We start from the raw sequence: 13,992 nt of genomic DNA, 5'->3' as shown, positions 1-13,992 counted from the left end.
GGGAGGTCAGCGCGGCGTGAGGGTCACTCGACCCAGCCCTTGACCAGCCACACCTGGTCGAGGTTGGCGTCGCACTGGTTGCCCTGCTCGCACGAGATCTTGATCGTGTTCGTGCCCTTGTTGAGCTGGACGTAGTTGTAGGTCCGCGTCCAGCCCTTCTCGTAGTCGCCTTCGGGGGCGCTCGCGTAGTTCTTCATGCTGACCGGCGTGCTGGAGGCCGTGCCGTTGATCGTGAGGGTCGCGTTGGCGTCCTTGCCGGGCACGCCGTAGCCGACGTACAGGGTGTACTTGCCGGACTGGGGGATGCCGTTGACGGTCCAGGTGACCGAGGCGCCGACGGCGTTGAAGCCGGTCACGTAGACGCCACCGTCCGCCTTGGCGCCCTTGATGTCGGAGGCAGTGGTGGCACCGCCGGCGAACTGCAGGGCCTTGGCGTCGATGACGGGCAGCTCCTCCTCGCTGCCCGCGCTGCTCTCGCTCGAGGGGCTCGACTCCGCGCTCTGGGAGGCCGACGGGGTGGTGGTGGGCTGGTCGTCGCCCGCCGAGTTGTCGTCGTCGCCGCCGAGCATCGCGACGCTGATGCCGATCACGACGGCGGCGACCACCGCGATCGCGCCGATCAGCAGGCCCTTGGTGTTGGGGCCGCGGCCCCGGCCGCCACCGCCGCCCTGGGCGGGCTGCGTCTGGACGGTGGAGGCACCGCCGGGGAACGACTCGGGCGCGGCGTAGTGCGGGTTCGGCTGGCCGTACGCGCCCTGCTGCTGCGGCGGCACGGTCTGCTGGCCGTAGGGCCGCTCGCCGACCGTCCGCACCCTGCTGACCGAGTTCGGGTAGCCGTAGCCGCCGGACGGTGGCTGGGCGCCGTTGGCCTGGCCGTCGGCGTACAGATAGCCGAACGGGTCCTCGTCCTCGGGCGTGCTCGCGCCGTTGTTGCCGGGCGTCATCCCTAGGTCTCCTCAACAGGTGCGGAACGGATGCGGTACGTGTGGTGAGAATGGCGAGCCTACCCGCTCGCCGTGGCCCAAACGGGTGACCAGGATCGCATCATTCCGCAGACCTGCGGTTCATCCCGCACGCCGATGCTGTTTGGGACGAGACCGTTTCTCGACGTACATCCGTTCGTCAGCGGATTTCAACACCTCGTCCGCCGTCATGCCGCAGTGCGCCCATCCGATACCGAAACTCGCCCCGACCCGCACGGCCCGTCCCTCGGCCCGGATCGGCTGGATGATCTCGTTCCGCAGCCGTACGGCGAGGTCCTGGGCGTCGGCCCGGCCGAGGCCGTCGGCGAGGATCACGAACTCGTCGCCGCCGAGCCGGGCGACGGTGTCGCCGTCACGGACGCCGTTGCTGAGGCGGCGCGCGACCTCGATGAGCACCGCGTCGCCCGCGTTGTGCCCGAACCGGTCGTTGATCGACTTGAAGCCGTCGAGGTCGCAGAAGAGGACCGCGAGCCCCTTGGTGCCGTCGTCGTGTTCACCCTCGGGGGCGATGGTGTGGACGTGGTGGTCGTAGACGTCGTACGCGTCCCGGTGCGCCGGAAAGTCGAAGCCGGCGTCGTAGGTGGGGTGGCCGTAGGCCGCGTCCTGGGAGTCGTGGACGGCGGGCAGGCCGGACTGCGGGCGCTGGCAGAGCCGGGCGGAGAGGCGGGAGCGCAGCTCGGCCGAGTTCGGCAGGCCGGTGAGGGAGTCGTGGGAGGCGCGGTGGGCGAGCTGGAGCTCGCGGCGCTTGCGCTCCTCGATGTCCTCGACGTGGGTGAGCAGGAAGCGGGGGCCGTCGGCGGCGTCGGCGACCACGGAGTTGCGCAGGGACACCCAGACGTAGGTGCCGTCGCGGCGGCCCAGGCGCAGCTCGGCACGGCCGCCCTCGGCGGAGGTGCGCAGCAGCGTGCCTATGTCCTCGGGGTGGACGAGGTCGGAGAAGGAGTAGCGGCGCATCGCGGAGGCGGGGCGGCCCAGCAGGCGGCACAGGGCGTCGTTGGTGCGCAGGATCCGGCCGTGCTGGTCGCCGCCCATCTCCGCGATGGCCATGCCGGAGGGGGCGTACTCGAAGGCCTGCCGGAAGCTCTCCTCGCTGGCCCGCAGGGCCTGCTGTTCGCGTTCCAGGCGGACCAGGGCGCGCTGCATATTCGCGCGTAGACGAGCGTTGCTGATGGCGATGGCGGCTTGGAAGGCGTACATCTGGAGCGCCTCGCGCCCCCACGCGCCGGGGCGGCGGCCGTTGCGCGGCCGGTCCACGGACAGGACGCCGATCAGTTCGCCGGAGGACGGGCCGCCCTGGGCGCCTGGCGCGTACATCGGGGCGAACAGCCGGTCGGAGGGGTGCCACTCGTCCTCGAAGCGGGGGGCGGGGCCCTCGGTGTACCACTGCGGGACGTCGTCGTCGTCGAGGATCCAGCCCTCGGTGTGCGGGATGAAGATCAGGTCGCCCCAGGTCTCGCCCATGCTCAGCCGGCGCTCCCACGACTCGCGGGAGCCGACCCGGCCGGTGATCAGGGCCTCGGCGGCGGGGTTGCCGGAGAAGGCGGCGACGACGAGATCGCCGTCCGGGCGAACGAGGTTGACGCAGGCCAGCTCGTAGCCCAGGGCGGTGACGACGCCGTCCGCGACGGTCTGCAGCGTGTCGGCCAGGCTGCGTGCGGTGTTCATGTCCGCCATGACCTGGTGCAGCTGCCGCAGGGACGCAAGGCGGACATACGGCTCCGACTCGGTCTCCATGCTCGCCCTCCCCCCGAGACCTCGCAGCGAATCAAGGGTTCTCTTCGGCGTATCGTCCTTCAGCTTCCCGCCACTGAATCACAGCGCGCTGCCCACTCGGTACACAGGGTCAACAATTAATGCCCCTTGTGACTCAAGTCACAGTAGAACGTGAACAATTGAGTGGGGTTTCTGTGTTTTCCCGTGCGTTTACCGAACGCAAGCTTTGTAGCGGTGTCCTTCGCTGGTCCTACGACCGTGCTCGGGCTGAGGTCCGATGCGGGGGGCACGCACCGGAGACTAGCGTTTCGGTGTGCTGAACACCCGCCGCCCCGCTCCGCCCGCCGCCCTGCCCGCCCAACCCGCTCCCGCGGCCGATGCCGCCGGGCATGCTGTGGGGGTGAGCAACGACGAGTTCAGGGCGGCCATGTCCCGGCTGGCGGCCGGTGTGGTCCTGGTGACCGCGAAGGAGCCGCCGCTCGACCCGGACGACCCGCAGGCACCGAGTGGTGAGGACGTCGGCATGACGGCGACGGCCTTCATGTCGGTGTCCCTGGACCCGCCCCTCGTCCTGGTCAGCCTGCGCGAGGGATCCCGCATGGACGACCTGCTCGCCGAGCAGCCCCTGTGGGCGGTCTCGGTGCTCTCCGAGAGCCAGCGCCACATCGCCGGCCGCTTCGCCATGAAGGGCCGCATCAGCGACCGTCTGCTCTTCGAGGACATCCCCTACATCCGCGGCGAGGCCACCGGGGCGCCCCTGGTCGGCGGCGCCCTGGCGACCCTGGAGTGCCGCACCGAACAGCGCGTCACGGCCGGCGACCACACGCTGGTGGTGGGCCGCGTCCTGACGGCCCGCGTCCCGAGCGCGGACGGCGGGCCGCTGACGTACTTCAAGGGGCGGTACCGGCAGCTGGGGTAGCTCGGCTGCCGGCGGACTACCCCAGGGTGATGTCCAGCCGGGACAGGTCTGCCGGGTCGGTGACGCCCTCGATGACGGCGATCCGGTCCCGTACGAACCTGAAGATCGTCGCCCGCTCGACGCGTCCGTCGGCGGAGAGCACCACAAGCCCGGTGGCCCCGTCGACCAGGGCGGGCCGCCCGGTCCGGCCGAGACGGGCGTAGCTGATGGCGCCCGAGGCGACCGCCGCCGCCCCGGTGTTCACACCGGCCTCGGAGCGGGCCACCACATCCGGGTCGAGCACCTCCAGCAGCCCGTCGAAGTCCCCGCCCCGCGCCGCGGCGAGGAAGGCGTCGACGACCTGCCGCTGCCGTAGGAGATCGGCATCGGGCGCCGGAGCGCCCTGCACCCGGCGCCGGGCCCGGCTGGCCAGCTGCCGGGCCGCCGTCGGCGTACGGCCCACGATGGCGGCGACCTCCTCGTACGGCACGGCGAACATGTCGTGCAGCACGAAGGCCAGCCGCTCGGCCGGGGTCAGCGTCTCCAGCACGACGAGCAGCGCGACACCCACCGAGTCGGCGAGCAGCGCGTCCTGCTCGGGGTCGGCTCCGGCGGCGGGGACGGGCGCGCCCGCGTCCAGCGACTCCTCCGCGCGGGACTTGCGGGAGCGAAGCATGTCCAGGCACACCCGGCCCACCACGGTCGTCAGCCAGCCGCCGAGGTTGCCGACCTCCCGGGTGTCGCTGCGGCTCAGCCGGAACCAGGCCTCCTGCACCGCGTCGTCGGCCTCGGCGAGCGAGCCGAGCATGCGGTAGGCCACGGCACGCAGATGCGTGCGGTGTGCCTCGAAGCGCTCGGCAAGGGAGTCTTCGTCGCCCATGTGTCCTGTGTCCCCAGCCCTCGTAAGCCCTCGTAGCGGACCACCGTCAGTGGCATCCATTGGCATTCCACCGCCTTGACGGATCCCGCGGGGCGAATGTGACACCACCCCCGGACACGTTCACGTTCTATCCCCAGTCGCGGCCCGACCGCCCCCGCTTCGTCTCCGAGCGCTGTTTCTTCTTCCGCAGGCGGCGTTCGTTGATGCCACGCGGTATGCGCGTCGGCTTGCGGGGCTTGGGCGGGGGCGCGGTCGCCTCGGCGAGGAGTGCTGCGAGGCGTACGGCGGCGGTCTCGCGGTTGCGCCACTGGGACCGGTGCTTGGAAGCCCGGACCGCGATGACGCCATCGACCAGGCGTCCGGCCAGCCGCTCCAGTGCACGTCGCTTCCACACCTCGGGCAGTGCCTCGGTCGCGGCGAGGTCGAAGCGCAGTTCGACCTGGGAGTCACTCGTGTTGACGTGCTGCCCGCCCGGCCCCGAGGAGCGCGAGAAACGCCACTGGAGCTCGGCCTCGGGGAGCGAGACGGAGCCTCGGATGAGGTAGGGACCGGACATGGCTGACATGTTCCCGCCTGGAGTGGGCTCCAGTCACTCGAATATCGCCGAGGGTAAAGAAAGTAAAGAGCCGGGAACCCGTGGCACCTCCCTCGGCGTTCATAGGGGTAGCTGTAGCTTCAGTACCGCACACGCATAGCGCACGCATCGAGGGAAGGAACTCCCGACCATGGCTGTAAGCCTGTCCAAGGGTGGCAACGTCTCGCTCACCAAGGAGGCTCCGGGCCTGACCGCCGTCACCGTGGGCCTCGGCTGGGACGTCCGCACCACCACCGGCACCGACTTTGACCTCGACGCGTCCGCGATCGCGGTCAACCAGCAGGGCAAGGTGTACTCCGACCAGCACTTCGTCTTCTTCAACAACAAGCAGACGCCGGACCAGACGATCGTCCACACGGGCGACAACCTCACCGGTGAGGGCGCGGGCGACGACGAGCAGATCAACGTCAACCTGGCCGGCCTCCCGGCCGACATCGACAAGATCGTCTTCCCGGTCTCCATCTACGACGCCGAGACCCGCTCGCAGAACTTCGGCCAGGTCCGCAACGCCTACATCCGCATCGTCAACCAGGCCGGCGGCACCGAGATCGCCCGCTACGACCTCTCCGAGGACGCCGCCACCGAGACCGCCATGGTCTTCGGCGAGCTGTACCGCAACGGCGCCGAGTGGAAGTTCCGCGCCGTCGGCCAGGGCTATGCCTCGGGCCTGGTGGGCATCGCCCAGGACTTCGGCGTGAACGTCTGAGTTCCGCCCGCACAGTGACGTGGCCCCCGGCCGGGAAACGGCTGGGGGCCACGTCGTGTGCCGCGATAGTTTGCCCCGCGTGCTCATCGACGTCCTGCGCCTACCGCCCGGCGCCGACCTTCCGGCCCCGCTGCTAGGCCCTGTATGCCGCCGACCGCGACTTCCAGGCGCTCAGCGGTGACTTCCCGGACCCGGACGACATCCGTCCGGAGCAGGTGGCTGCCGCGCTGGCGGAGGAACTGGCGAATCCGGACGTGGAGGTACTGCTCGCGCGTGCCTCCGGGCTGTGGGCTCCACCCGAGTAGGGGCGGACCCTGAGGTCGGACGCGTCAGGCGCGGTCCGGTTTTCCCTCGCCGTACAGCCAGTCGTCCCAGATACGGCCGAAGTCCTTGCCGGGGGCTTTCTTCTCGACGTACGCCGTGAAGTCCTCGGTGTCCGCGGTGCCGTGGCGGTGGGTCGTCGCCCAGCCCCGGATCAGCTCGTGGAACGCGGCGTCGCCGACGGTCCGGCGGATCTTGTGCAGGACCATCGCGGCGCGGTCGTAGACGGGCCGGGCGGAGATGCGCGCGGCATCGGGCGGGTTTGCGGGCGGGAACGACCAGATCGCCTCGTTCTCGGCCGGGTTGCTGTAGTAGTCGCCGGTGTACAGCGCGTCGAAGATCTGCTGGGCGGTCTCCCCGCCGTGGTCCTCCTGCCAGAGCCATTCGGCGTAGGTGGCGAAGCCCTCGTTGAGCCACATGTCCCGCCAGGTTCTCGGGGAGACGGAGTCGCCGTACCACTGGTGGGCGAGTTCATGGACGAGGAGCCGGATGTCGGGGGCGCCGGGGAAGACCGGGCGGCTCTGGGTCTCCAGGGCGTAGCCGGCGTCGCCGACACGCTCGACGATCGCACCGGCGGAGGAGAAGGGGTACGGGCCGAAGATGTCCTCGGCCCAGGCGAGCACGTCGGGGATACGGGCCAGGACCGCACGGCTCGCCGGTGTCTCGGCCGGGTCGACGGCGGTGTACACGGGCAGGCCGTCCTCGGTGGTGGAACGGGTGATGTCGTAGCGGCCGACGGCGAGGGTGACGAGATAGCTCGCCATCGGGGCGGTGGTACGCCACGTGGAGGTCGTACGGCCGCCAGCGGTCGTCTCGCTCGTCAACTCCCCGTTGGAGACGGCCCGCAGACCCTTCGGGACGGTGACGGCGAGGTCGTACGTCGCCTTGTCGGAGGGGTGGTGGTTGCCGGGGAACCAGGCCATCGAACCGGTCGGCTGACCGAGGGCGAGCGCACCGTCCGCGGTGGGCAGCCAGCCCTCCTCGGAGCCGTCCGGGTCGGCGATCGTCACGGGGGTGCCCGAGTAGCGGACCGTCACACGGAACGTGCCCCCCTCGGCGAGGTCGTCGCGGGGGCGGATCGTCAGTTCCTGGCCGGTGCGGTTCCAGCGGGCGGTGCTGCCGTCGACGGTGACCTTCTCGACGTCCAGGCCTTTGAGATCGAGGTTGAAGGCGGAGAGGTCCTGGGTGGCACGGGCGGTGATCACCGTGCGGCCGGTGAGGTGGCGGGAGGTGGGGGTGTACGCCAGGGTCAGGTCGTAGTGGGTGACGTCGTAGCCGCCGTTGCCGGCCTTCGGGAAGTACGGGTCGCGGACACCGGGGCCGCCCGGGGTGCCCTGAGCGCCGCCGGTTCCGCACGCGGGCGCGGTCAGGGCGAGGACGAGGACGGCCGGGACAACGCGGGCGAAACGGGACACGTCCGAGATCCTATGAGCGGCGTGACACCATCGCCTACGTGCTCGACATCGGCTACGCCCTCTCCAACCGGTTCCCGGACCCGCCCCAGACCGACTACCGCAGCGCGGACGTACACGCCCTGCGCCACGATCTGTTCTGCGGTGACGTCTATCTCGCCGACACCAAGACGGACCGGGAACTGTCCACAGCCTGGGGATGGGTACCGGTGCTCGACTTCGCGTGGGCGCTGTGCGACATCGTCGAGCAGCTCGACCGCGATCCGGCGGGCTCCCGCGCCGCCCGGCCGCAGCGGGCGGAGCTGGACTTCACCGAGTCCACCGACCGGATGCTGTTCGAGCGCCGCTTCGGGTGGGTGGACATCGAGTCCGACTGGATGCCGGCCGAGGAGCCGCCGCTCACCTTCTCCCATGCCGAGCTGCGGCGGGAGGCGCGGGACTTTCTGCACGATCTGATCGCCGACCTGTGCGATTTGCACGAGTCCCTCGCGGACAATCCCGTGATCTGGTCGTTGCAGGCGCGGTTTCCGCGGGTGCGGTGAGTTTTGTGGCGGGCGTCTACTGGGGGCTGCGCCCCAGACCCCCCTTCGGCCTGAACGGCCTCGTCCTCAATCTCCCCCAGAGGGGGCACCCCCAACGGGCTGACAGTGCCTGGCCGGCGCTGACCGGTCACCCTCATTCGACGCGGATCCCCACCTCCGCCGCCAACACCGGTGCCAGGTCCAGCAGTTGCCCCGTACTGATCACCGCCCCCGACAGCCGGTCGATTCCCCGGGCGATCTCCAGCGGAGCCGCCCCGCGCAGGTCCACGTCTCTCAGCGTCGCCGCGCTGAGGTCGGCGGCTCTCAGCGCGCAGTCCACGAACTCGACGCGGGTCAGTTCCGCGCCCCCGAAGTCGGGTTCCACCAGGACGCAGCTCTCGAAGACGACATCCTTGAGCCGGGCCCGGCGCAGGTTCAGGTAGTCGATCTTGCCGCCGCGGATCAGGACGCGTTCGAGGGCGGCGCCGTGCAGCTGTACGCCGCCCAGGCGGGCGTCGGTCAGTTCGACATCGCGGAGGGTGGACTCCGCCAGGTCGGTGCCGACGCCGCGTGGGGCGGTGAGGACGGAGTCCAGGATGCGGGCGCGATACAGCCGCGTCTCGTCCAGGGCGCACGCCGTGAGCGCACAGTCCATGAAGCGGGCGCCGCCGCCGTCCTGCCCGGCGAAGTCCGCGTCCCGGAACTCCAGCCCGTCGTAGTCCCCGTCCGGCTCCAACTCACCCCCGTCGTACGGCTCCAGCTCCGGCAGCCGCACCTCCGGCCGCCGCGCCGCCCGCACACCGGACCCACCGCTCCCACCGGCCCTGCCCGTCCCTGTCCTCGCCATGGCCCCCATGCTGCACCCCGCCACTGACAATCGGCGTGAGCTGGAAAAACCTCACCGGGGAGCGCCGCCCGCCGAGCCCGCCGGCCCCCCGATGTCACATTCGCGGCCCCTCGATCCGTCGTACTCGTGAAAGAGGCGACCCGAGCAGAGGGAGACCCCACTCATGCACCGCATCACCGTCATCGGCGGCGGTTTCGCCGGCCTCACCGCAGCCATCACCGCCGCCGAAGCGGGCGCCAAGGTCACCGTGTACGAAGCCCACCACACCCTGGGCGGGCGGGCCCGGACCGCCGAGGGCCCGTACCGCACGAACGAGGGCCCGCACGCCCTCTACAACGGCGGCCCGCACTGGGCGTGGCTCAGGCAGCGGGACCTCATCGGCCCTTTGGCGCCCATCCCGCCCCTGGAGGCCGCCAGGCTGCGGCTGCGCCACCGGGGCGCCCTGCGCCGTACCCCGCCGTTCGCCATGCTCAAGCTGCTGCGCCGTAGCGCCCGGCACGCCCCCGTCGACGTCGACTTCCTGACCTGGGCCACGGAACAGGCGGGCGAGGAGGGTGCGCGGGCCGCCGCCCACTACGCCGCCGTCGCCCTGTTCCACCACGACCCCGGCGCGCTGTCCGCGGCGTTCGTCCAGGAGCGGCTGCGCCGCGCCGCCAAGCTGCCGCCCGAGGCGCACTATCCGCGCGGCGGCTGGGCGAACATGATCGACCGGATGGCCGCCCGCGCCTGGAATCTGGGCGTCCGGATGGAGACCCTGGCCCGCGTCGACACCCTGCCCACCGACACGCCGGTCGTCGTGGCCACCTCCCTGGATGCCGCCCGCCGCCTTCTCGGCGACGCCTCCCTGACCTGGCCGAGCGGCCGTACCGCCCTCATCGACCTGGCCGTGCGTACCCGGCGCGGCGACGCCTTCGTGGTGTCCGACCTGGACGCGCCCGGCTGGCTCGAACGCTTCACGGCGCAGGACCGCACCCTCGCCCCGGCGGGCGAGCAGCTGATCCAGGGTCAGATCCCGATCGCCCCACACGAGTCCCGCGCCGACGGCATCGCCCGCGCCGAGCAGCTTCTCGACCTCGCCTTCACCGGCTGGCGCGAGCGCGTCACCTGGCGGCGGGAGGCGGTCGCGAGCGGCCGTACCGGAGCCGTGGACCTGCCCGGCACCACCTGGCGGGACCGGCCCGCCGTGGACCGCGGCGACGGCGTGTATCTGGCGGGCGATCAGGTCGCGGCGCCGGGTGTGCTGTCGGAGGTGTCCTTCAACAGCTCCCTGACCGCGGTGTCGCTGGCGCTGGGGCAGCGCGGCCGGCAGCCGCTTGACCTCAAGCGCGCTTGAGGCTGAAGGGTGGGGGCGCCGCCGCAGAAGGACACGTCTTGAAAGGCAGGACCTCACATGCACGCCATCCGCCTCCACGCCTTCGGCCCGGCCGAGAACCTCACCCTCGAAGAGGTCGAGGACCCGGTGCCGGGCCCCGGCCAGGTCCGTGTCGCCGTCGCCGCGGCCGGCGTGCACCTGCTGGACACGGCGATCCGGGCGGGCCACCCGGGCCCCGGCCCCGCCCCCACGCTGCCGACCGTGCCCGGCCGTGAGGTCGCCGGCGTCGTCGAGTCGCTGGGCGAGGGCACGGACGAGGCCTGGCTCGGCAAGCGGGTCGTCGCCCACCTCGGCTTCGTCCCCGGAGGTTACGCCGAACTCGCCGTCACCGACGCCGACCGTCTGCACGAGATCCCGGCGAACCTCGACTTCGCGCAGGCCGTCGCCATGATCGGCACGGGCCGTACGACGATGGGGATCGTGCAGTTCGCCGAGCCGGGCCCGGACGACGTGGTCGTGATCCCGGCCGCGGCCGGCGGCATCGGCACCCTGCTCGTGCAGTACGCCAGGAACGCCGGCGCCACCGTCGTCGGCCTCGCCGGCGGCCCGGAGAAGACGGCCCGGGTCGCCGCGAACGGCGCCGACCTGGCCGTCGACTACAAGGACCCGGCCTGGCCCGAGAAGGTTCAGGCCTACGACGGCAAGGTCACCGTCGTGTACGACGGCGTCGGCGGCGACACCGCCCGTACGGCCGTCGGCATGCTCGCCCCCGGCGGCCGGCACATCGTGTTCGGCTGGTCGGCCGAGGGCATCCAGGGCGGCGAGCCGCTGGTCGTCGAGGGCGTCACGGAGCAGGTCCTCGGCCCGGTGATGCTGGAGAAGGCGGGCGGCCCCAACCCCCTCCACACCCTCGAACTCCGGGCCCTCACCGAGGCCGCCGAGGGCCGTCTCGTGCCGGCCGTGCACCGCTTCCCGCTCGCCGAGGCGGCGGCCGCGCACCGGGCCCTGGAGACCCGCGGAACGACCGGCAAAGTCGTCCTGGAGCCATGACACGGCACCACCGGACCTCGGTGCAATACACCACAAAACACCCCGGTTCATGGTCTTCTGGCCGGATGAGTGCCTCCCGGACGGCTGAAGCCGGCGCATCCGTGGACCCCGACCCCCGCCGCTGGTGGGGGTTGATGGTGATCGCCCTCGCACAGCTGATGGTCGTGCTCGACGCCACCATCGTGAACATCGCGCTCCCCTCCGCACAGCGCGACCTGGACATGTCCGACGGCAACCGCCAGTGGGTCATCACCTCCTACACCCTGGCGTTCGGCGGTCTGCTCCTGCTCGGCGGCCGCGTCGCCGACCTGGTCGGCCGCAAACGCACCTTCGTCATCGGGCTCGTCGGCTTCGCCACCGCCTCAGCGTTCGGCGGCGCCGCCGCGAACGCCGGCATGCTGTTCGGCGCCCGCGCCCTCCAGGGCGCCTTCGCCGCGGTCCTCGCCCCTTCCGCACTGAGCCTGCTCACCACGACGTTCACCGACCCCCGGGAACGCGGACGGGCCTTCAGCATCTACGGCACCCTGGCCGCCAGCGGCTCCGCGATCGGCTTCATGGTCGGCGGGTTGCTCACCGAGTACCTGAACTGGCGTTGGTGTCTCTACGTCAACGTGCCCATCGCGGTCCTCGCGGTCGTCGGCGCCTTCGCCCTGCTCCAGGACAGCCCCGGCCACGCGGGCGCCCGCCTGGACGTGCCCGGCGTCCTGCTGGGCTGCGGCGGCCTGGTGGCGATCGTGCACGGCTTCGGCGAGGCGGAGTCCCGAGGCTGGTCGGACGCCATGGTCCTCGGCCTGTTCGCGGGCGGCGTGGTCCTCGTGGCCGTCTTCGTGTGGTGGCAGACCAGGGCGTCCGTGCCGCTGCTGCCCCTGCACATCATCAAGGACCGCAACCGCGCGGGCTGCTACCTGACCATGATGCTGGCCGTCATGGGCATGTTCGGCATGTTCCTGTTCCTGACCTACTACCTGCAGACCGTCCTCGACTACACCCCCGTGCAGACGGGTCTGGCGTTCCTCCCGCTCACGGCGTCGATCCTCATCGGCTCCACCCAGATCGCGGCCCGCCTGCTCCAGCACGTGCCGCCCCGCCTGCTCCTGGCCCCCGGCATGGTCCTGGCCGCCTCCGGCATGCTGTTCCTCACGCGGATCACCGTGCACTCCGAGTACGCCACCGACATCCTGCCCGCACTGATCCCGATGGGCCTCGGCATGGGCCTGACCTTCACGCCGGTCTTCTCCACGGCAACCGCCGGCGTCGCCCCGCACGACTCGGGCGTCACCTCGGCCGGCGTCAACACCGCACAGCAGGTGGGCGGTTCCATCGGTACGGCCCTGCTCAACACCATCGCCACCACCAGCAGCACCACCTACATCGCCACGCACCTCACCGGCCCCGCCCCACGCGCCGAGGTGACCCGCGAGGGCATCGTCCACGGCTACACCGTCGCCATCCGGTGCGCCGTCGGCATCATGCTCCTGGCCGGCCTGGTGGCAGTCCTGATGATCACAGCGAAGGCTCCGAAAAGCCGTGCGGCGGCCCAGCCCCCGGTACCGGAGTCGGTCGTCTGAACCGACCGCCCAGCAGCAGCGTTAGGGTCGGGCAGTGATCGAGATTCCGGACGGACTGGCGGCGGCGCAGGCGAAGTTCAACGGCGAGGCGGGCCGGAACTTCATCGCCCGGCTGCCGGAGCTGGCGGCCGCCTTCCTGGACCGCTGGGAACTGGGCCTCGACGGCACCCCGATGCACGGTGTGGCCGCCCTGGTCCTGCCGGTGCTCCGCACCGACGGCACCCCGGCCGTGCTGAAGCTGCAACTCCTGGACGAGGAGAGCGAGGGCGAGCCGGTCGCGCTGCGGGTGTGGGACGGCGACGGGGCGGTACGACTCCTCGACCACGACCCGGACACCGGCACGATGCTCCTCGAACGCCTCGACCCCGCCCGCATGCTGTCCCACGTGCCCGACACCCGCGAGGCGGTCCTGGTCATCGCCCGCATGCTGGCCCACCTGACCTCCGTACCGGCACCGGACGGCATGCGGCGGCTCGGTGACATCGCGCGGACGATGCTGGAGCAGACGCCGTGGGCGCTGAAGCGGATCCCGGACCCGCAGGCCCACCGCCTGGTCGCGGACTGTGCGGCCGCCGTGCGGGAGGTCGTCGACGAGCCCGGCGACCGGCTCCTGCACTGGGACCTGCACTACGAGAACGTCCTCGCCTCCGACCGCGCCCCCTGGCTCGCCATCGACCCCAAGCCCCTCGCCGGCGACCCCGGATTCGACCTGCTGCCCGCCATCGACAACCGCTTCGACGCCGCCGACATCGTCTGGCGTTTCGACGCGATGACCGACGTCCTGGGGCTGGACCGGGCGCGGGCCCGGGCCTGGACCCTGGGGCGGGTGCTGCAGAACTGCCTGTGGGAGATCGAGGACGGCCGGCCGCTGGAGGAGGAGCAGCTGGAGATCGCACGCCGACTGCGCGGTTAGGTCGCATCCGGCGGATCCTGTCGCAGACGCGGGGGGCTGGCACGCCCGCCTGCGCGTGATCAGGCAGGGACGCGGGCCGCGAGCATCCGGCCCAGCTCCAGCGGGTCGGCATGTCCGTCGAGTTCGGCGTGCAGGGCCGCGACCAGCTCCGGGTGGGCGAGCAGTCCCTCGCCGGCGGGGTCCCCTTCGGCCCGGGCGGCGAGTCCCAGCCCCACCCAGGTCTCGGGGTCGCCCTCGCCACGGACGATGCGCGCGTGGCAGGCGCGCAGCGCC

14 protein-coding genes are annotated in these 13,992 nt (G+C 71.6%); 7 read left to right on the top strand and 7 right to left on the bottom strand.

What is annotated here, in order from left to right; translation table 11 throughout:
- Positions 1–23 precede the first annotated feature (23 nt).
- Positions 24–944: a CBM35 domain-containing protein gene (locus tag ACTWQJ_RS30750; RefSeq protein ID WP_443309793.1), complete on the bottom strand. Its 921-nt coding sequence runs from the start codon at positions 942–944 to the stop codon at positions 24–26.
- Between the two features lie 120 nt (positions 945–1,064).
- Positions 1,065–2,717: a diguanylate cyclase CdgB gene (cdgB, locus tag ACTWQJ_RS30745; RefSeq protein ID WP_443309792.1), complete on the bottom strand. Its 1,653-nt coding sequence runs from the start codon at positions 2,715–2,717 to the stop codon at positions 1,065–1,067.
- A 292-nt stretch (positions 2,718–3,009) separates the two neighbouring features.
- On the opposite strand from cdgB, the gene ACTWQJ_RS30740 reads away from it, so the two are divergent.
- A complete protein-coding gene (locus ACTWQJ_RS30740) occupies positions 3,010–3,615 on the top strand; it encodes a flavin reductase family protein (protein ID WP_443309791.1) in 606 nt (201 codons plus the stop codon).
- A gap of 16 nt (positions 3,616–3,631) precedes the next feature.
- Here the strand turns inward: ACTWQJ_RS30740 and ACTWQJ_RS30735 are convergent, their stop codons facing one another.
- A complete protein-coding gene (locus tag ACTWQJ_RS30735; RefSeq protein ID WP_443309790.1) occupies positions 3,632–4,474 on the bottom strand; it encodes a sigma-70 family RNA polymerase sigma factor in 843 nt (280 codons plus the stop codon).
- 127 nt (positions 4,475–4,601) lie between these two features.
- Positions 4,602–5,039: an alternative ribosome rescue aminoacyl-tRNA hydrolase ArfB gene (arfB, locus tag ACTWQJ_RS30730; RefSeq protein WP_443309789.1), complete on the bottom strand. Its 438-nt coding sequence runs from the start codon at positions 5,037–5,039 to the stop codon at positions 4,602–4,604.
- 160 nt (positions 5,040–5,199) lie between these two features.
- On the opposite strand from arfB, the gene ACTWQJ_RS30725 reads away from it, so the two are divergent.
- Complete coding sequence (locus ACTWQJ_RS30725) at positions 5,200–5,775, top strand: TerD family protein (protein WP_443309788.1); 576 nt, start codon at positions 5,200–5,202, stop codon at positions 5,773–5,775.
- 329 nt (positions 5,776–6,104) lie between these two features.
- Here ACTWQJ_RS30725 and ACTWQJ_RS30720 read toward each other — a convergent pair whose 3' ends face one another.
- Positions 6,105–7,511, bottom strand: coding sequence for a M1 family metallopeptidase (locus tag ACTWQJ_RS30720; protein ID WP_443309787.1), 1,407 nt, complete (start codon positions 7,509–7,511; stop codon positions 6,105–6,107).
- A gap of 38 nt (positions 7,512–7,549) precedes the next feature.
- On the opposite strand from ACTWQJ_RS30720, the gene ACTWQJ_RS30715 reads away from it, so the two are divergent.
- Entirely contained in the window at positions 7,550–8,050 is a 501-nt protein-coding gene (locus tag ACTWQJ_RS30715) for a hypothetical protein (RefSeq protein ID WP_443309786.1), read from the top strand.
- 133 nt (positions 8,051–8,183) lie between these two features.
- Here ACTWQJ_RS30715 and ACTWQJ_RS30710 read toward each other — a convergent pair whose 3' ends face one another.
- A complete protein-coding gene (locus ACTWQJ_RS30710; protein ID WP_443309785.1) occupies positions 8,184–8,876 on the bottom strand; it encodes a pentapeptide repeat-containing protein in 693 nt (230 codons plus the stop codon).
- Positions 8,877–9,039: 163 nt separating this feature from the next.
- Between ACTWQJ_RS30710 and ACTWQJ_RS30705 the strand changes: the two genes are divergently transcribed.
- From ACTWQJ_RS30705 to ACTWQJ_RS30690, 4 genes are all read left to right on the top strand, one after another.
- Entirely contained in the window at positions 9,040–10,209 is a 1,170-nt protein-coding gene (locus ACTWQJ_RS30705) for an FAD-dependent oxidoreductase (RefSeq protein ID WP_443309784.1), read from the top strand.
- A gap of 57 nt (positions 10,210–10,266) precedes the next feature.
- On the top strand, positions 10,267–11,238 hold the full coding sequence (locus tag ACTWQJ_RS30700) for a zinc-binding dehydrogenase (protein WP_443309783.1): 972 nt from the start codon (positions 10,267–10,269) through the stop codon (positions 11,236–11,238).
- 65 nt (positions 11,239–11,303) lie between these two features.
- Complete coding sequence (locus ACTWQJ_RS30695; protein WP_443309782.1) at positions 11,304–12,806, top strand: MFS transporter; 1,503 nt, start codon at positions 11,304–11,306, stop codon at positions 12,804–12,806.
- Between the two features lie 34 nt (positions 12,807–12,840).
- Entirely contained in the window at positions 12,841–13,719 is an 879-nt protein-coding gene (locus tag ACTWQJ_RS30690; protein WP_443309781.1) for an aminoglycoside phosphotransferase family protein, read from the top strand.
- Between the two features lie 59 nt (positions 13,720–13,778).
- On the opposite strand, the gene ACTWQJ_RS30685 is transcribed toward ACTWQJ_RS30690, so the two are convergent.
- On the bottom strand, positions 13,779–13,992 hold a 214-nt coding region (locus tag ACTWQJ_RS30685), incomplete at its 5' end, for a hypothetical protein (RefSeq protein ID WP_443309780.1).

Origin of the sequence: Streptomyces sp. KR55 (genome assembly GCF_052245645.1) — a bacterium.
GTDB lineage: Bacteria > Actinomycetota > Actinomycetes > Streptomycetales > Streptomycetaceae > Streptomyces > Streptomyces flavusporus.
Note: the sequence above shows the minus strand (reverse complement) of the source record. Positions and strands in the feature narration are given on the sequence as shown.

What these genes read in the sequence shown, in the direction of transcription:
- ACTWQJ_RS30750 (WP_443309793.1), bottom strand. Translation starts at nt 944, where the DNA reads ATGACGCCCGGCAACAACGGCGCGAGCACGCCCGAGGACGAGGACCCG.
- cdgB (WP_443309792.1), bottom strand. Translation starts at nt 2,717, where the DNA reads ATGGAGACCGAGTCGGAGCCGTATGTCCGCCTTGCGTCCCTGCGGCAG.
- ACTWQJ_RS30735 (WP_443309790.1), bottom strand. Translation starts at nt 4,474, where the DNA reads ATGGGCGACGAAGACTCCCTTGCCGAGCGCTTCGAGGCACACCGCACG.
- arfB (WP_443309789.1), bottom strand. Translation starts at nt 5,039, where the DNA reads ATGTCAGCCATGTCCGGTCCCTACCTCATCCGAGGCTCCGTCTCGCTC.
- ACTWQJ_RS30725 (WP_443309788.1), top strand. Translation starts at nt 5,200, where the DNA reads ATGGCTGTAAGCCTGTCCAAGGGTGGCAACGTCTCGCTCACCAAGGAG.
- ACTWQJ_RS30710 (WP_443309785.1), bottom strand. Translation starts at nt 8,876, where the DNA reads ATGGCGAGGACAGGGACGGGCAGGGCCGGTGGGAGCGGTGGGTCCGGT.
- ACTWQJ_RS30705 (WP_443309784.1), top strand. Translation starts at nt 9,040, where the DNA reads ATGCACCGCATCACCGTCATCGGCGGCGGTTTCGCCGGCCTCACCGCA.
- ACTWQJ_RS30700 (WP_443309783.1), top strand. Translation starts at nt 10,267, where the DNA reads ATGCACGCCATCCGCCTCCACGCCTTCGGCCCGGCCGAGAACCTCACC.
- ACTWQJ_RS30695 (WP_443309782.1), top strand. Translation starts at nt 11,304, where the DNA reads ATGAGTGCCTCCCGGACGGCTGAAGCCGGCGCATCCGTGGACCCCGAC.